We start from the raw sequence: 18,797 nt of genomic DNA, 5'->3' as shown, positions 1-18,797 counted from the left end.
GGTCCTTATTGAGTAATTAACGGCTCGAATTGAGCTGCATATTGGCGTAAAGGGTGCGCATCATGTGTCATGCTTAGCCCTTGTATTTGTTCTTTACGTTGATTGATATTGTCAAAAGCTTCGGCGATGTAATCGAGATGACTCTGTGTGTAAACGCGTCTTGGGATTGCGAGTCGAACAATTATATTTTCCGAATCACTTTGAGTTTTGGCACTGTTATCGAGTTTGACGGAGCTAATTTCACAAGCCCTAATTCCGGCCTCTTCGTAAAGCGCCATATTCAGTGCTTGACCTGGATAGGCTGATTCGGGAATGTCCGGGAACATGGCTTTTACATCGATATATATGGCATGACCACCAAAAGGCTTTAGCACAGGAATACCTATTTTATCGAGCGCATTGCCTAAATATTTGACACTGTTAATTCTATATTTTAAGTAATCTTCATCGATACCTTCTTCAATGCCAATTGCCATTGCATGGAGGTCTCGCCCGGCTAATCCACCATACGTGACAAAACCTTCGGTTAAGAGCAATTGGTCCATCGCTTTTTCAGCCCATTGATCATCGTTGAGCGCTAACCAGCCGCCGGTATTAACGAGCGCATCTTTTTTGGCACTCATGGTCATACCGTCAGCGTAAGAAAACATTTCCTGAACGATGTTTTTGATACTGACATTTTTGTATTCTTCTTCGTTACATTTAATGAGATAGGCATTTTCAGCAAATCGGCAAGCATCAAAAAATAATGGCGTGTTGTAGGATTTACATAATTCGCTCGTTTGGCGAATGTTAGCCATAGAGACCGGCTGGCCACCGACTGTATTATTGGTGATCGTAAGCATAACGAGGGGTACGTCTTGTTGCGACGCTTCGAATAGTGACGCCAATTTGGCTATATCCATGTTGCCTTTAAAAGGATGTGGACTTGTTAGGTCTTTCGCTTCATCAATGACTAAATCAATGGGTATTGCATTGGCCTGTGAAAAGTTTGATCGGGTTGTATCGAAGTGTGAATTATTGGGAATGATGCTGCCATTTTTAGAGACTACACGGGCTAAAATACGTTCTGCTGGTCGACCTTGATGTGTTGGCAGGACATGTTTAAACGGCATATATTTTTGTACCGCAGCGACAAATTTATAATAAGAAGGAGAGCGAACATAACTTTCATCACCAAGGTGTAAGCCTGCCCATTGCTCTGCACTCATTGCGCTAGTACCTGAGTCAGTTAATAAATCAATTAACACATCATCTGAGTTTAATAGCACCACATTATAATGCGCGTCTTTGAGTAGGCGCTTACGCTGTGCTTCTGTAGTCATTTTTAAACGTTCAACACTTTTAATGCGAAACGGTTCAATAATTGTTTTCATCGGTTGATCGCCTTATCGGTTGGGGGGCCGTTAAAAATAAATAATTCTGAAGACAACAAACGCTAAGCGCATACTTTCAGAATCTTAATTACGACGGATTACGGATTAGGCGTTACACGGCTTTTTCTGTTCGCGCATAAGCGGCGGCGATATTGTTCGAATATTGTCTAAATGTTGTTTCATTGTCCGTATTATAAAACTTGCTGTGTGTTGACTGTGGTGGTTGTTTCATTTTGAATGCATCACGTGGATTAGCAAAGAAAGGCATCGAGCTGCGTTCGCTTGTTTCAATGTTTTCGGTTGGGCCTGTCACGGCATGCATTACGGGTTTAATGCGTCCATTACTGAGAGAATTCATTGTCTCACCGACCATAATCACGATCGTGCCACGAATGGCTGGAATACCAATGTAATCCTCTCCAGATTCAACGTTTAATCCCACATGACCGTTCTCAGAAGGAAGCTGTGTGAGTAACGTTACTGATGACGCATCGGCATGTGTCACCATACGAGATTTACCGAGTGGCTTTTCAGGGTAATAACATTGGCAATGTAATACTGTATCTTCACCTTGGAATAAGTTTTGCCATTGATCATGAGATTTCAGATCAAGCGCTTCACCGATGCAATCAAGCACCTGATCGGAAACGTCGGATAACTTGTGCTGCATTTTTACGTAGGCATTATAAAATGCTGTGTTGGGGGCGACATTTTTAATTGGACCCCAAGCATATTTGGTATATTGGTTAATCGCTTTACCGCCATTGAGAGAATTTTCGTATGCACCAGCGCCATAAGCTGAATAACCACGCAAAATAAGCGGTAGCTCTGGATGAGACATCTTTTCTTTTTCTTTTTTGGGCTGGTTAAAGAAATGGCGGGTGACATTAAATACGGTTTCAATTTCACTTTCTGGAATACCAAAATTTTTGATATAAAAAGGGAGGTTATTTTCTAATGCCGATTTTAACGTATCTAATCCTTTACCAGCACGCAGTTCTTGCAGATCAAAAATACTAATTTGAGCTGAAAGACTTGCTTCTGAGCTCCAATTTAGTTGACTAAAATCCAATATTCCAAAATCAGGTTCTGTGATTGCAGTGGCTTTTTGCTTATTAATTGTCAAAGTTGTCATCGTAAACTTCTCCTGAACATTGTTATTACTAAAGGGATTAATAGAGGTGATTAATATTTCGGGTCTGCTTTTATGATGCCTAATGTCGCTAATCCTCTGGTTAATAAGGTATAAGTGGTAAGCACTGCGGCTTCGATGAGGTTAAAAGCAATGGGTACATTAAAAATGCTTTTCTTTGCGTTATCGTAGTTACTGTGTGGGCCATACAGTCGATAAAACGATGGCATTTGCGAACCAACCCATAACCGATAGGTTAAGATTGGATTTAAGAAGGTGGATAAGCGCCAAGGTGAGCATCCAATGACTTTAGAAAAATCAGCCATGTAGCCAGTGTAGTGAACAAGTGAGCGTACATTACGGTTTTTAAAATACACTTCGTCTTCATAAAATGCTTGTTGTGCGATGAGTTGTTTAAGTTTGTGCATTTCTGGTAGTTGTTTTTTACCGCTGCAAAGTAAAGCAAAATAGCGGCTTTGCATTTCAGAGCAGGCTGGTACACCACCAACGGCTGGTCTAGCCCAACCGATAAAGACGATATCACTGCCTAAATCGGGATGGATCATATGTTTATAGAGTTGTCTCATGTCCGGTAATTTAATATCTTCGAGAAAATCGAACTTATCTGTATAACCAGTATTTAACATGATCATATCAATGCTTTCTTTATGACCATCGTTAAAAGCGACATAGTCCTCACCTAAGTAATCAATACCTGAGGTATTCACTGCCATTTTGTTGTCGACGATCCTATCGACAAAGACGTCATTTTTTAGGTTAAAGTAATTAAAGTAGTTGCCCGCTTTTAAGTTCCAATCGGCGAATGCTCTGGTTTTTTCTTCTTTACCAAACTTCTTCATTATTTGGAATTGTAATTTCATTCTGGCGTTACCTGCAGATACTGGCATCGCGTATAGGAAATGTGAGGTATAAGCGTCACTTGGGTGATCTTTAGCTAAAGGAAAGCGCTCTACAGAAGGTTGACGTTGACGTAGAGAAAGCATGCATTTGTCTGCGACGCCCGCTATTTCACTTGCCACATCAACACCTGTCTCGCCCATACCTATGCACAAGGCAGATCTGCCAGCATACGGCTTAGCATTTTTATAAAATGCTGAGTGGTAAACATCGCCTTTGAACGTTTCCAGTCCTTTTATATCAATGTATTTTGGTACGCGGCTGCTACCTGTACATACCGCAATCGCATCAAAAGTGAATGATGATACTTGCGCTTCATCATGTGTAGATCTGACGTCAACATGAAACTTACCGTTATCTAATTTTTTAACATTATTGACGGCACTTTCATATGTTATGTGTTGGTCTAAGTTGAAATGTTTAGTGAAATCTAATAAATATTCTTGATATTCACGCGCTGACCAAAACTTTCTTTGTTCGCTTAATGCTGGAGGGTAGCTTGAGTAAGCCATCATATAATTAGATATTGTCAACATAGTAGAGTCATACGACCCTGATATTTCTACATCATCACTGCAGTAAAAGTTGCCGCCTGGTTTATCTAACGTTTCAAAGCAGGCTACTTGATGTCCTTCATCGAGCAACTCTTTAATCGCAACTAATCCAGAACTACCCGCTCCGATGACACATATATTTTTTTGTTGTGTTTGCATAAATATCCTTTAGACATAGCCTCAAAATGAGGGATGTAAATTAATTTAATTAGCACATTTAATTTCGATATATATATATAAAATATAATCTTGTCCATAAGCTGTTTCGTAATTAACCTTGCTATATCAATGTTTAAAACTTGTTGTCCTATTTATTAATATGGCTGTGGTTTAATAATGTCAAGGTTAAAGTTAAATTAAATTAAATTGAACTTATCCCTATTGGAGTATGTCATTGTCATGTTTTCGTTTCAGGTTGTCACGTTAATTAATGTTTTTAAATCAGCAGTTTACAGTGGGTTTTTTGTTGTGTTGATACGTGGTGTTAATTATTGTGTATTTTACATGCCTAATTAACATGTTGGTTTTATATATTTATTTATCATGTTTTATGTATTTAATATGTAAAATCAATATATGAATTAATTTGTTACATATATAATTATTCATATAATGAATTATTTTAATATATTAATTGATTATATTAGTTGGTTTATTATTTTTATTATATTGGTGTTATTGACAATACGTTATTAACAGGTGATGTTGACGAATCGTCATCACTGCTGCTTAGTTATATTAGGATTTTTGAAAGCATCTTTAATTTATTGAGCATTCTCGGCGGTATTGTTTAAACGATTACTATCGATTTTGAATCTCAATATAGTAAAAAGGTAATTGGTGTTAACTTGATCGATGAAATGACCGAGATTACGAATAAGAGAGTCGGCTTGTGATATGAAGAGAGTCGGGTGGGGGGGAATAAATAGAAAGGCGGGCTGTGATACCCGCCTTTCTATTTGTCTTTATCATCTTTGACGAAAAATGCTGTCGTTATTCAACAAATGTGAATAAATGCTGTTTTACAGAATCAGATGCGAACGCATGTTCAATGCTGATCTTGTAAATGTTGAAGTAGTCTTCACGGCTTAAGCTAAATTCTTCCATTACTTTACGTACTTCATCTGTCATTGTGGTATTTGACACAGTACGGTTATCAGTATTAATGGTGATTTGAATTCCGTCTTGGTAGAAAGCTTTAACAGGATGGCTTGCTAAGTTTTCAACGGCTTTGGTTTGCACATTACTGCTTGGGCATGTTTCTAATGCAATGTTTTGTGTTTTAACAAGGTTGTATGCATCTTCATGGCCAGTAATATGAATACCATGACCAATACGTTCAGCACCTAATAATGACACAGCATCAAATACGTTTTGACCCACACCTTGCTCGCCAGCATGAATCGTTACACGGTAGCCTTTTTCAATAGCATATTGTGCATAAGGAACAAATTCAGCGCAGAATCCTGGTGCTTCACCACCTGCGAGATCGAATGCAACAATACCATCGTTTAAGTATTTAGCGGCCGTATCCAGTACTTCTTTGATTCTGTCTTTTGGCATATGACGTAAGATAGATAAAATGTAGTTACCCTTGATGTCATACATTGCTTCGGCACGTTTCATACCTGCAACAACACTATCAAATACTTGCTCAAGGGTTAGACCCTGCTCAAGGTGTAGCATTGGACCAAAACGTACTTCTAGGTATTTTACGTTTTCTTGTGCTGCGTCTTCAAATACTTCAAAAGAGATGCGCTCAATACCTTCCGCTGTTTGCATTACTGATAATGGCAGGTCAAAACGCTGTAGATATTCACCAAGATCTGTACATGTTTCAGGTGCGATCATTAAAGTTCTGATTTCTTCAATGTCGTTACTTGGTAGGGTAATGTTTTGTTCCGCTGCAAGCGCAATGATTGTTTCTGGGCGAACACTGCCGTCTAGGTGGCAATGTAGGTCAATCTTCGGTAAGTCAAAGTAATTCATGAGTCTCTACCTTTATCTATTTTTTTAGGTTTTAAAGTTACAGACTTCATAATCAAGAGTTTAAGGATCTTGGTAGAAACTCCCAAACCATATTATTGGGATTATACGAAGTTATTTAACCGCGTAGTTTAGCAGTCTGAAAACGACTCTGCAATTCGCTTAGACTAGTGCCTTAATCAATTTTGCTTATTAGCGACGTGTATGGTTAATAATGGCCATGAAAAAACAATTAGATTGACCTCGATGACAGACGTGAATTTGAGTACGATGAAATAACAGAAAAGTTGTGTCATCGCATCTCATTTTGGTTTACTTGCTATGAATGATGGTGGCAATAATTTTTAAGTGTTTGTTTTTAAATTGGAAGGTTGTATTTTTTGTAGAGGTGGGTATTCGGGATTAACATAACCCATTATCTCACTGTTTCAATAATTAAAAATGTACTGGTCTGACCGAATTGTTTGATAGAACTCTAACTTTGTTGTTTTTATGTTCTTTTTTCGTTGCGCAAATTAACAATTAAGCATAGTTTTTATATAAGCCTCTGGAGAGGTTTGATCTTGACTGGCATGATTACTGTTTGAATATCCGTCAATACATGTTGTATGTAATTACGCCTATTTTCGACTTTCTAATTTATTACATGGAGTTCTTGTGAAATCAATTTTTTTAAAAAGTTCCCTTAAGTTAGCGATGGTAGCGGCAATTAGTGCACCTGTACTTGCGGCAGCACCTCAAGTACCCTCAATCGCGTGGGCTGATTATTCAAAACTAGGTTTTGTCACAATTAATACTGATGCGATCGTTAGTTATAAAGACATGTATACACGTGTTGACGTTGTTGAAGTACCTGTTTCTTGGGATGTTTGGTCTGGTGATAAAGCGACAAAATGGGAGGTAGAAGTTAACGGTGAAATAATGATGTCTGGTTCAGGTACAGGGAAAAGTACTGTTTTATCTTTCACTGAAGGTGGTTTAAAAGACATGGTTGTGCGTTTATGTAACGCCGATGGTTGCAGCGAAAGCGCAACGACTGAACTATTAATCTCGGATACAGACGGTTCGCATTTAAAAGCGGACCTGCCAATGACGACTGATCCGGCTAACACTCTTTACGCACAACAAAAAGATAATATTGTCGGTACTTACTTCGTTGAATGGGGCGTTTACGGTCGTAAATACAACGTTAACGATATTCCTGTTAATAACCTAACGCACATTATCTACGGCTTCATTCCAATTTGTGGTGGTACAGGTGATAACAAATCTTTATTAGAGCCAAACCCATCGGGTCACCAGTTATTAAAAAAAATGTGCGCAGGCCTGCCTGATTACTCTGTTGTTATTCATGACACATGGGCGGCACTTAACTCTTCTTACGGTCAACCTGCAACACGTTTAGACGGTAAAAAAGTGGGTTCATTAGAAATAGGTAAAGGTACTTACGGAGGCTTAATGGCGCTTAAAAAAGCGAATCCACACATTAAAATTCTTCCATCTATCGGTGGTTGGACATTATCTGACCCATTCTTCGGTTTCACTGAAAAAGCAAACCGTGATGTATTTGTCGCCTCTACAAAAGAATTCTTAAAAACGTGGAAATTCTACGATGGTATCGATATTGATTGGGAATTCCCAGGTGGTGACGGTGCAAATGCAAGCTTAGGAGATCCAGACAAAGACGGCCCAGCTTACATCGCATTAATGCAAGAATTACGTGTAATGTTGGATGGACTTGAAGCTGAATATGGTCGTAAATATGAACTAACATCTGCAATTGGTGTTGGTTACGACAAGATTGAAGATGTTGATTATGGTGCTGCTTCGCAGTACATGGATAATATCTTCATGATGTCTTACGACTTCTACGGTGCATGGGGTCCAAATACGGGTCACCAAACCGGTATTTATTGTGGTGCTCACATTTCAGCTGACAAATGTAACGGTACTGGCGAGTTTGCTGGGAAACCTGAATACACATTAGATAACGCAACTAAACTTTTACTCGCACAAGGTGTGCCAGCTAAGAAATTAGTTGTTGGTGCTGCAATGTATGCTCGTGGTTGGCAAGATGTTGTAGCTGAAAATGGTAACCCAATCGGCGCTATCGGTTCACACATCGATTCTTCCGAGGGTAGTCCATTTAACGGTAGTCTGGGTGGCGATGGTACCGACGTAAACGAAGCCGCTTGGGCTTGGGAAGCTGGCATCATGGATTATCGTGGTGTCCTTAAATTCCTAGAGTCAAACCCAAATGCAATCATAGGTTGGGATGAAATAGCTAAAGCATCATTTGTTTGGGATGAAGTGAGTAGTACATTGTTGACATATGATACGCCTCGCTCAGTACTTGCTAAAGGTGAATACCTTAAGAGCCTAGGTCTTGGTGGTCTCTTCTCGTGGGAAATTGATGGTGATGGTAACGGCGATATCTTAAACGCAATGAACCAAGCTGTAAATAACCCACAAGGTCAAACGGATTGGTCTGGTAACATCATTACGAATGAAGCTCCGAGCATTAGTATTGCATCTCCATCTGGTTCAGTGGTTCATACTGAAGGTGATACAGCTCAGTTCTCAGCATTAATTACGGATGATAAATCAGTTGCAACTGTTGACGTCACTGTTAATGGTGTAACTAAAACTGTGACACAAGATGCTACAACTTACTCTGGCAGCTTTGTGGTAACGGTTGGTAGCAACACTGTTATATTCAAAGCAACAGATAATGAAGGCGCTTTATCTCAGAAAACCGTCACCATTACTGGTAACGCTAAAGGCTTAGTTTGTGAAGAAGGTTCTTCTGTTGTAAACGGTGAATGTGTTGTAGACCCTGTCGTTTGTGAAGAAGGCTCTTCGCTTGTCGATGGTAAATGTGTTGCAGATGAGGTTGTTAGTGAAACACCATTTGTTGCTGGTTCGACTAAAGCATCTAACGGTGAAGTATACTCGTATCAAGGCTTGTGTTACGAAGCTAAAAATAGCCCTGGTATTTGGGAAGTACCAACCGCAACATCTTGGTTCTGGATTCCTATGGCATGCGCTGGATCTTAAGTTGACCAGTTAATGAGTGATGAAGAATCGTCACTCATTGACGATGAGTTGTACTGGTACTAAATTACGCATTAATATTTTACTGATAAGAGATATTAATGCGTTTATCAATTTGAAGGGTGATGTTCGCCTATATAGGGTTATCACCAAACGCTATTTTTTTCTTCATATTGGCAATAATCGCACCGGATAATATTAATGCGAGTGCAATGATGATGTTAGTAGACCAAGCATTAAGACCTGCAATGGCCAAAATGACAGATGAGATGAGCGGTGTACTGAAACTTAATGACGCTAGTAATTGCTGATTACCTTTTTTTAGGGCTATGTCCCATAAGTAAAACGCGCCGCCGACAGGACCTAATCCGAGTAACAATATTCCGCCCCATTCTGACATGCTAAAACTCCAATTACTGGTTTCAAATTGCCAATGCGCGATTAATGCCAACAATGCAACGGCTGCAGATAACCACGCGATATCTTCAACGTCGTTGTTTGATGTGGATAAGAACCATGAATAACTGCCCCAAATAACAGCGCAAATAGCAGCAAGAAAATAACCAATCTGATAGTCGCTATTTAATGTTAGCTCACCATTACCAACAATAATGAAAGCGATGCCGATAAACCCTAAGCTGCCGCCGATAAGTGCTCTTAGTCGATTTTGTTTGTTGGCGACCAGTGTTGCTAATAATAATGGCCATAGATACACAATTAAACTGACCTCGATAACGGGGGCTAATTTAAGCGCCATGAAATAACAGAAGTGAAAACCAAACAATCCAATTATGCCAATCAGCCACTGTGCTAGGGTTAGCGATGGTTTGGTAAATATGGGCTTTTTAATCGCGATGCGCTTGATGATGACAATGATTGCGGAGATAGAAAAACAAAGTGAAAGTAATTGAAATGCAGGTATGTTCGCAGTTATTGTCCCTAAAAGCGCCAAAGTACCCCATAATCCGATTGCAATAAAACCGTATAATGTAGCCATGATTTATGATCCTTAAGTAATTTTAATGACCGAATTATAAGGTGTTCATAAATTAGCTTGTTTGCTGAAAGGACGTTTTTGTTGGCTAATACGCTGCTGTTGTATTGCTATGGGATAGGATAGGTAAATTGTCATAGATGATGAGTTAGTAGCTGAATGCTTTAGGCGATTGACCAAAATAGTTTGAAAAACGTCGACTAAAAGCTGACAGGTCTTGGTAGCCAACTTGCTCTGCGACAATGCGAATAGGCAGATCGGTATGAGCGAGCAGTGCTGAGGCCTTTTCCATCCGCAGTTGGGTGATGTATTTGTGGGTAGCCATGCTCATATTTTGCTTGAACAGCTTCTTGTATTGGCTTGTGCTTAAACACGCAATTTTAGCCAACTGCTCGATGCTAAATAGCACACTGATATCTTGTTTGATGAAATGGATAACCTCTGCTACACGAGCGTCGATACGTTCATGACATGTTTGTTGAGCAAGGAGTTGATAGAACAATTCAAACGCAGTCGATTCAAGCTGTTTATTTACTTGATGTGCCAGTTGCTTATCGATGAACTGTATATACGCAAGTAGAGGGGGATTTATCGAGAATTTTTCAATACCTGATTCGGTAATGTTATCTGGAAAGCTTTCCATATCAACGACAATAAAACGGGCTGCATCATCTGCCCGAAAGTCATGTTGTTGCCCAGCTTTAATAATTACACAATCACCAATGCTAACTTTACCTGTGTAATCACCAACCTTAATATCAATCGCGCCATGTAATGGCAACACCAGCTGGTGGAACTCATGATAATGACTGCGTATTTGGCTGGTATAAGCGCGAATTGAAAGGTTGTTAGGCATGTGAATCTGCTTTTCCTTAGCGATGAGCAATGTTTAATATCTTAAAGGGTAAGTGTTTATTTTGATAGGTAAATGTATCTAAGTACATAGTGCTAATTTTATGTTTTGTAGCTGACAAATCATTTAAAATTATGATTTAATAGAATAATATGAATTAATTATAAAGATATTAGAACGGCGATATGAATGAAATACAAGAAAAACAGCTAAAGTATCTAGTTGTACATCTCTGCCAAGTGAGCAAAGCGCTTTTATGGTACATGATACTGCCGGTGAATTTAGCGTTAGCTGCGCCACTAAGTTGTGAGTCATTTACTCATAATAAAACCCCTTATATTGACCAGAGTGAATTATCAGCATTGATCTTTGGTATTGAGAGAAGAAGGGATGAAATTACGTCTCTTTATGGTTATCTAAATGAAATTAGTTCAATTTCAATATCGTATGATGAATTTAAGGATATTGAAATATGCCTAGCTAAAAAAGATAACAGGTTTTTTATTCGAAATAGGAATGTTCTATTAATGGCATTGTTTAGCCGAATTGAACATTTATCCTCGGTAAATAATAGAGTAAAAAAATCAGAGAAAAATAGAATATTAGAAATACTTTTTAATGGGGATATTTATGAGGTTGGGGCCGCTATTGATGCTACTGCGGTATTTAAAGATGAGGCTGCGGTTGATGCACTAGGAAGGTTAGCTCTAGAGTCTGAAAAAGAGATAATTATTGATGATGTATTATCTGCATTGCACTTTATTGGTACTGAGACTGCGAGAGTTAAGGTGATTGAGCTTAAGCGTGTAAAACTTAATTTCAGGGATGATATCGATGATTACTTACAACGTTGGTAAATATTAATTAACTCGATAATAGTATTAATGTAAATATCAACGTAATAAAAGCAACCAAAAATTACACATCTATGAATATGGAGATTTAATGAATAATGTACTAATAAGGTTAATAATGATGTCTAGTTTATTTTTTTTAAATGGTTGTAATGAGTTAAGTAAACTCTCTAAAGTCTACGAGGTAGAGCCTGAAAATAAAGCTGAAATTAGTGCTTTTTTTAAAACAATAGATAATATTGAAGTCGCCGAAGAATTTATAGAGAAGAACAATTTCGATATAAATCAGCCTGATAAAAATGGTCATTCTTTTCTTATTGCTGCAATTATGACTGACAATATTGAATTAGCAGAAAAACTATTACAGTTGGGAGGAAATCCTAACTGGGTTTATACAAACCAGCGGGGAATATCTTCAATGGGATGGGCTGCACAGTACAAAGATGATTCATTTCTAAAGTTGCTTATTAGCTATGGCGGTGATATCAATTTATATAATGTCGGACAAAAAAGTATGCAGTATCCGCTCATTAATACAATTATGACTGACAGGTACGATAATTTTACGTTATTACTTGGACGTGGTGCCAACCCTAATGTGGTTACTACTACTGAACAAACACCGACGACATATACGACGTCAACCGGAGCGTGGAGGATGACGATGGACCTTCTTAATGCTGGTGCCGATTTTAACTATAAAGATAGTCGAGGAGTTGGTATTCAATCATACATCGAAATAAACGGCTATGGTACTCAAGGTGAAAAGGGTCAATGGCGAAGAAAGGTTGTTGAATTTTTGGAAAGCAAAGGCATGGAACTAAATCTACGGGTGCCTTTAGAAAATGAGTAAGGGCCCTGTCCCGAAATCTGTATAATTGCCACAGGCTGGAAAGAGGAGTGGTAAATGACTTTCCAATATAATTAATGGGCTGTAGCAGTCAGTAATACTTGGGATTAATAATCGGAAATATAACATCAAGATTCGGGACTCGTTATGTTAAATCTGTAGCGTACATAGGGGTCTGTAATTATAATCATACTACTTACAATAGTATTTTTATGTATTTAGGTTTTATTATTTCACGAAAAATCTTCGTAACTTGGCATTAATCAAACTTAAGACTTTTTTGGACGCTACGAGAGTGGCTCAATATTAAAATCAAAACGACTGCGTTAACTCACTCTCTGTCATGCTCATCACCAAACGCCAATTTAACCTGCACATTATCACTTGAATCTGAATGTATAATCTCGGTAATCGTTGTCGGTAGAATATTACGAATACTACTGTCTTGTGGACGTGTTTTACACAGAGATACATGGTTAGCATGAATACGTACACCTGATTCTAACTATTTACGCTGAGTTAAGGGTAAATCTGGCTCCCTGTTGAATAGTGTACATTCTTATTTCCACACGCTATAGCGTGTAAAACTTGCTTTACCTGTTATAGCGTGTATTCTTATATTTACCTGTTATAGCGTGTAAGTATAAGAAGGTTGGAATGAAGATAACGTCAGCGAAGCAATTAGCGAATGCACTGCAAGATACGCGGAAAACAAAAGCATTATCTCAGACAGATGTTGCCAAACAAGTTGGGATTCGACAAGATACGGTGTCTAAATTCGAACTAAACCCCGATAGCACCAAACTTGATACATTATTTAAAATGTTAGCGGCGCTAAACTTAGAGCTTCACGTGGCCCCGCGGGGTGAAGGGTTACCAGAAAACGTTGAAAATGTTCAAACTCCTACGGGTTGGAAAGAGGAGTGGTAAATGGATAAGCTTAACGTTGCAATGAATGGCTATTTTGTTGGTACTCTATTCAAGACTACGACTGGCGCGCATACATTCTCTTATTCACCTGATTGGCTTGCTCAACCTGGTGCTAGACCTATCTCGCTATCATTACCTTTGCGAACTGCAGTTTTTAAAGGTGATGCCGTATTTAACTTTTTTGATAATTTATTACCAGATAATAATCAAGTAAGAGATCGAGTTGTCGCACGCCATGGCGCGCATTCAAACCAGCCTTTTGATCTACTCGCTAAAATTGGCCGTGATAGTGTCGGTGCATTACAAATTTACCCGCCAAATGAATTGCCTGCCGATATTACCCACATTGAAGCTAAACCTCTTGATGATAGTGGCATTGCGAGAATATTAAATGGCTATCAATCAGCAGCACCATTAGGCATGATTGAAGACGAGGATGAGTTTCGTATATCCATTGCAGGCGCACAAGAGAAAACGGCGCTGCTTAAAATTGCTGAACAGTGGTATTTGCCACTTGGAAGTACGCCTACTACGCATATTCTCAAGTTACCTATTGGTACTATCCAAAGCCATTCGTTTTCAATTGATTTAAGTGACAGCGTTGAAAATGAACTGGTGTGTATGTTACTTGCTAAAGAATATGGATTAGATACGGCAGACTGCTCGATCTTAAATGTGGAGGGAGTTAAAGCGCTCGCTATCAAGCGGTTTGATCGTAAACTGTCAGAGAATAAGCAATGGATTATACGTTTGCCACAAGAAGATTTTTGTCAGGTGCTGAACGTAAGCTCAGGACGGAAATATGAGCAAGATGGTGGACCAGGGATCAAAGATATCATGCAGTATTTATTGTCATCTGATAGACCAACACATGATCGCTGTGAATTTATGAAAGCTCAGGTTTTATTTTGGCTATTGGCCGCTTCAGATGGACATGCAAAAAACTTCTCTGTGTTTATTAAAGCGGGCGGTGGTTACCAACTTACACCACTTTATGACATTATATCCACCTATCCTCTGATGGGAGGAAATGGTATCAGACCGCAAAAAGTAAAATTAGCGATGGGGCTTTATACGTCAAAAGAAGGCTCACAAGCGCGGAAATATAATTGGCAGCAGCTTTTTCCTAGGCACTTTATGGCTACGGCTAAAGCTGTTGGTTTTAGTGATGCCGAAATGCAGCTAATTTTAATTGATTTTAAAATTAAAACACCTCAAGTTATTGAACGAGTAAGAGAACAATTACCTTCTGATTTTCCTAAACTGATTAGTGAAACCATTTTTAATGGTGTAACTAAAATGGCTGCGCGTTTGTAATTTATTGTATACCTATAATCCTCAAAACGACTGCGCTAATTCACTCTCTGTCATGCTTACGCCTTTGATCTGAGCATATACACTTTGCCCAACTGTTAGTGCTAAATCATCACATGCCCACTGGGTGATGTTTGCCCATATGTGGTCATCACCAAACGCCAATTTAACCTGCACATTATCACTTGAATCTGAATGTATGATCTCGGTAATTGTCGTCGGTAGAATATTACGAATACTACTGTCTTGTGGACGTGTTTTACACAGAGATACATGGTTAGCATGAATACGTACACGTAGTTTACTGCTCACGGGTAAAGGCAAACCATTGATCCACAGGTAAGTACCATCAGCGAGTGATAACTTACTCATGCGATAGCCTTCATTCAGTTCCGTTACTGTCGCCATTAACAGTGAGCTTTGTTCTTTTACTGGTAGCCAAGGGCGCATTTCTGCACTGTCCCAAACCGCTTGTAAGTGACCGTTAACTAACACTTTACCTTTATCTAATACCAGCATGGTGTCAGCAAGCTGTAAGATCTCATCTAAGCTATGGCTTACATAAATAATGGGTAAATTAAGGGTTTTCGCTAGCTGTAACAAATAAGGAATAAGCTCACGCTTACGGGGTAAATCTAATGCTGCTAATGGTTCATCCATTAATAACATTTGCGGCCGTGTTAGCAAGGCGCGACCAATCGCAACACGCTGCTTTTCACCGCCTGAAAGAGTTGATGGATAACGCTTTAATAACTCACCTAAACCAAGTAACTTCACCACAGAATCAAAATGAACTTGGTCTTTATCTTTATTGCCGTAATTGAGGTTACCGCGCACGCTGTAGTGGGGGAATAAACGCGCTTCTTGAAATACATAACCGATACGGCGACGTTCTGGCGGTAAATTAATCCGCAGTTGCTGGTGGTAAAGGTGTGTATCGCCTAAAGTTAGCTGACCCTTATCTGGTGTTGATAACCCGCCAAGAATATTCACCAACGATGTTTTACCTGCACCTGAACGACCAAACACAGCACAGATACCTTGCATCGGAATTTGTGCATTCACCTGTAAGTCCAAATCACCCAGTTTTTTCTTTATATCAATAGTTAACATTATGACGCGACTCGCTGTTGGGCTTTTTTGGCTAACCATTGTGATGCTGTTAATGATAATACGGCAATAACAATAGCAATCACACACAAGCGTGCGGCTTCATGCTCAGCACCTGGGGTTTGAATAAAAGAGTACATGGCGAGAGGAATAGTACGCGTCTCACCGGGGATATTAGAAACAAAGGTAATCGTTGAACCAAACTCACCTAAACTGCGAGCAAAGGCCAGCACCATACCAGAAACAATACCGGGTAAGGTTAACGGCAGGGTAATGGTAAAAAATACCCGTAAGCGATTACTACCAAGGGTTCGCGCGGCTTGTTCTAAGCGTATATCGACACTTTCAAATGACAAGCGGATCGCACGTACCATTAGCGGAAACGAGACGATCGCAGCCGCTAACGCTGCACCACGCCAACTAAAGCTAAAGCTCCAGCCAAACCAGTCATAAAGTACTGCACCAATGCTTCCTTGACGACCCATAGAGATTAATAACATATAACCAATCACCACGGGCGGTAAGACCAAAGGTAAGTGAATCAGGCTATCAAATAGCGACTTACCTGGAAACTCACAACGGGCTAATATCCATGCGCAAGCGATACCAAAGGGTAGGCTGAATAACACGGCCACGCTAGACACTTTTAAACTGAGCAGTAAGGCTGCAATTTCATAATCACTTAACAAAGCTATTACCTTTAAATAGAGTTGACCTTAAACAGAGAGTACCTTAAAACCGTATTTTACAAATATTGCTTGTGCCGCTTTTGTTTGCAAGTATCGGTAGAATATTCTGGTGGCCGAATTAGTGTTATGACCGACAATGACCAGTGGATATTCAATGGCTTTGTGGCTATTTTCTGGGAAGATCGCCACTGTTTTTACTTTTTTAGATATTTGTGCGTCAGTCGCATACACAATACCCAGTGGCGACTCACCACGTTCGACTAGCGCTAATGCACCGCGAACATTACTTGCACGGGCTAATAACGGCATCGCTTTTTGCCATAAATCTAAACTTTCTAATGCTTGTTTAGCATAGCGACCAGCAGGTACATGATCGGGATCGCCAACTGCAATTCTACTATCACCCACTGCATGCGTGATATTCCAGTGCTTATTTAATACGACGTTATTTAATGGACTTGTACTCGGGGCGATGAGCACCAGTGAATTACGTAACAAAGTCACACGAGAGTCTGCCGCAACCGCTTTTTGTTTCACTAAGTAATCCATCCACTTTTGATTTGCGGATAAATAGATTTGAGCGGGTGCCCCTTGGGCAATTTGTCTTGCTAAGGTTGAAGATGAAGCAAAAGAGAATACCGGATTTATTTTTGTTGGGTTTGCTATTGTGTCAGCTCTAAACGTATCACCGATTTCTGTTAAGGCGTTAGTTAATGAGGCCGCTGCAAAGATGGTTAAACGCTCTTTAGCCATAACATGGCTGCTGAAAATAAATAAAATAATGGTAACGAGCTGTTTTAACCTGCTGCGATATCTCTGTGTCATGAATAATCCTTTATGTATATTTTGCTTGAATGCGAGGTAAATACAATCGATGTATAGTTTGTTATATATCGATTGGTGGATTTTAGTCCTGTTAACCTAAATTAACAAGGCTAAAATTTCATCCGGTTGATTTGACGTTAGATAACAACGCAGTTACGCCCAGCTTTTTTTGCCTCGTATAATTTCATATCTGCGTCGTTTAACGTTTCATCAAATGAGGATTTGGCGTGATCATGTAGGGCTATACCTGCACTTAAGGTGATGCTAAATGCTGTACTATCGTGCGTGAATACTAAGTTTGATACTTGTTTTCTTATACGTTCTGCGACAGCAATTACATTTGTGCTATTATCGCAGGGGCCGATAATAACAAACTCTTCACCACCATAACGAATACAGTAATCGCCAGTACGTGTACATTCCATCATAACACTGGCTACTTTTTGAAGTACTTTATCGCCACAATTATGACCATAAGTATCATTGATATTCTTAAAATGATCGATATCTAAAAATATAGCTGCTAGCGCTCTGTTATGACGCTTTTCATTTTCTAACATTCCTGGAATCACTTCTTCTAGGAAACGCTTGGAATAGAGCTTTGTCAACGAGTCACGAACTGACTGCTCAGAGAGTTTATTTATAAAATAGTTGATAGTAAGGGTTGATGCGCTAATGAATAGTACAAAACCAAAAAGTAAAATCCCGGTCGCTTTTGATACTGTCCAAAATACATTGTTTTCCATATCATCAAGATAAATACCGGTGCCAATTAACCAGTCCCAAGGAGCGAAGTAACTCACGTAGGCTATCTTGGGGTATTGTTCTAATGAATTATTTTTAGACCAAAGATAGTTGATCCAACCACCACCTTTACGCCTTTCTTTGTCAATATTGCGAAAAGGGTGGGTTCCATCTGTGTATTGCCAATCTAATAAACTCATACCAACCAGTTCTGGTTTATATGGCTGTAATAAGATCTCACCATCGAGAGAACTTATCCAGAAGTATCCATTATCACCGTAGGTTGCGTATTTAAGCGCATTCATTGCATATTTCTTAGCGTCTTTATCTGATAACTGGCCATCTGAACTAAGATCATAAAAATAACGGATTATCCCTAATGCCGATTCTGTGAGGTGCTTTGATTGTGCTTTTTTTTCATTTTCTAAGCTCGTAGAGAAAGAGTCATAAAAAAATAATAAGAAAGCAATGAGCCCTGTCAAAATCAGAGCTGATAAACCAATTAACTTATTTTGAATTGGTAAGCGGTGTGAATTGGCTGAAAAGTTAGGCATAGTGACACAGTTAATGATGTAATCTGTTGATATTGTAGAATATAAATTATGTGTAAATAT

Annotated in this window: 15 protein-coding genes and 1 riboswitch; of the genes, 5 read left to right on the top strand and 10 right to left on the bottom strand. The window is 39.1% G+C overall.

Going from position 1 to position 18,797, the window contains the following annotated elements:
• Positions 1-5 precede the first annotated feature (5 nt).
• From AKG98_RS19970 to add, 4 genes are all read right to left on the bottom strand, one after another.
• Positions 6-1,376, bottom strand: a complete 1,371-nt coding sequence (locus AKG98_RS19970; protein WP_067050265.1) for a tryptophanase — start codon at positions 1,374-1,376, stop codon at positions 6-8.
• A 112-nt stretch (positions 1,377-1,488) separates the two neighbouring features.
• Complete coding sequence (locus tag AKG98_RS19965) at positions 1,489-2,511, bottom strand: 2OG-Fe(II) oxygenase family protein (protein WP_067050262.1); 1,023 nt, start codon at positions 2,509-2,511, stop codon at positions 1,489-1,491.
• Between the two features lie 50 nt (positions 2,512-2,561).
• Positions 2,562-4,139, bottom strand: a complete 1,578-nt coding sequence (locus AKG98_RS19960) for an NAD(P)-binding domain-containing protein (RefSeq protein WP_067050258.1) — start codon at positions 4,137-4,139, stop codon at positions 2,562-2,564.
• A gap of 834 nt (positions 4,140-4,973) precedes the next feature.
• Entirely contained in the window at positions 4,974-5,969 is a 996-nt protein-coding gene (gene add / locus AKG98_RS19955; RefSeq protein WP_067050255.1) for an adenosine deaminase, read from the bottom strand.
• A 29-nt stretch (positions 5,970-5,998) separates the two neighbouring features.
• Positions 5,999-6,098: riboswitch (purine riboswitch) on the bottom strand.
• A gap of 525 nt (positions 6,099-6,623) precedes the next feature.
• Here add and AKG98_RS19950 point away from each other — a divergent pair.
• Entirely contained in the window at positions 6,624-9,023 is a 2,400-nt protein-coding gene (locus tag AKG98_RS19950) for a glycosyl hydrolase family 18 protein (protein WP_067050252.1), read from the top strand.
• A 130-nt stretch (positions 9,024-9,153) separates the two neighbouring features.
• On the opposite strand, the gene AKG98_RS19945 is transcribed toward AKG98_RS19950, so the two are convergent.
• Complete coding sequence (locus AKG98_RS19945; RefSeq protein WP_067050249.1) at positions 9,154-10,017, bottom strand: DMT family transporter; 864 nt, start codon at positions 10,015-10,017, stop codon at positions 9,154-9,156.
• A gap of 145 nt (positions 10,018-10,162) precedes the next feature.
• A complete protein-coding gene (locus AKG98_RS19940; RefSeq protein ID WP_067050246.1) occupies positions 10,163-10,870 on the bottom strand; it encodes an AraC family transcriptional regulator in 708 nt (235 codons plus the stop codon).
• A gap of 182 nt (positions 10,871-11,052) precedes the next feature.
• On the opposite strand from AKG98_RS19940, the gene AKG98_RS19935 reads away from it, so the two are divergent.
• The 4 genes from AKG98_RS19935 to AKG98_RS19920 all read left to right on the top strand — a co-directional run bounded on the left by AKG98_RS19935 (position 11,053) and on the right by AKG98_RS19920 (position 14,818).
• Positions 11,053-11,724 (top strand): hypothetical protein, encoded by a 672-nt coding sequence (locus AKG98_RS19935; protein WP_067050243.1) that lies wholly within the window; start codon positions 11,053-11,055, stop codon positions 11,722-11,724.
• 88 nt (positions 11,725-11,812) lie between these two features.
• Positions 11,813-12,574 carry an ankyrin repeat domain-containing protein gene (locus AKG98_RS19930; protein WP_067050240.1) on the top strand — a complete coding sequence of 254 codons (762 nt, stop codon included), beginning with the start codon at positions 11,813-11,815 and terminating at the stop codon, positions 12,572-12,574.
• Positions 12,575-13,228: 654 nt separating this feature from the next.
• Positions 13,229-13,501, top strand: coding sequence for a helix-turn-helix domain-containing protein (locus AKG98_RS19925; RefSeq protein ID WP_067050238.1), 273 nt, complete (start codon positions 13,229-13,231; stop codon positions 13,499-13,501).
• Entirely contained in the window at positions 13,502-14,818 is a 1,317-nt protein-coding gene (locus AKG98_RS19920; protein ID WP_067050236.1) for a type II toxin-antitoxin system HipA family toxin, read from the top strand. It abuts the gene before it with no gap.
• Positions 14,819-14,839: 21 nt separating this feature from the next.
• On the opposite strand, the gene modC is transcribed toward AKG98_RS19920, so the two are convergent.
• From modC to AKG98_RS19900, 4 genes are all read right to left on the bottom strand, one after another.
• Entirely contained in the window at positions 14,840-15,928 is a 1,089-nt protein-coding gene (modC, locus tag AKG98_RS19915; RefSeq protein WP_067050233.1) for a molybdenum ABC transporter ATP-binding protein ModC, read from the bottom strand.
• Positions 15,928-16,614 carry a molybdate ABC transporter permease subunit gene (modB, locus tag AKG98_RS19910; protein WP_067050230.1) on the bottom strand — a complete coding sequence of 229 codons (687 nt, stop codon included), beginning with the start codon at positions 16,612-16,614 and terminating at the stop codon, positions 15,928-15,930. Before modB ends, modC begins: the two co-directional genes overlap by 1 nt.
• Positions 16,615-16,641: 27 nt before the next feature.
• Entirely contained in the window at positions 16,642-17,439 is a 798-nt protein-coding gene (gene modA / locus AKG98_RS19905) for a molybdate ABC transporter substrate-binding protein (RefSeq protein ID WP_067050227.1), read from the bottom strand.
• A gap of 137 nt (positions 17,440-17,576) precedes the next feature.
• Complete coding sequence (locus AKG98_RS19900) at positions 17,577-18,737, bottom strand: diguanylate cyclase (protein WP_067050224.1); 1,161 nt, start codon at positions 18,735-18,737, stop codon at positions 17,577-17,579.
• Positions 18,738-18,797: the final 60 nt, after the last annotated feature.

Origin of the sequence: Moritella sp. JT01 (genome assembly GCF_001574435.1) — a bacterium.
GTDB lineage: Bacteria > Pseudomonadota > Gammaproteobacteria > Enterobacterales > Moritellaceae > Moritella.
Note: the sequence above shows the minus strand (reverse complement) of the source record. Positions and strands in the feature narration are given on the sequence as shown.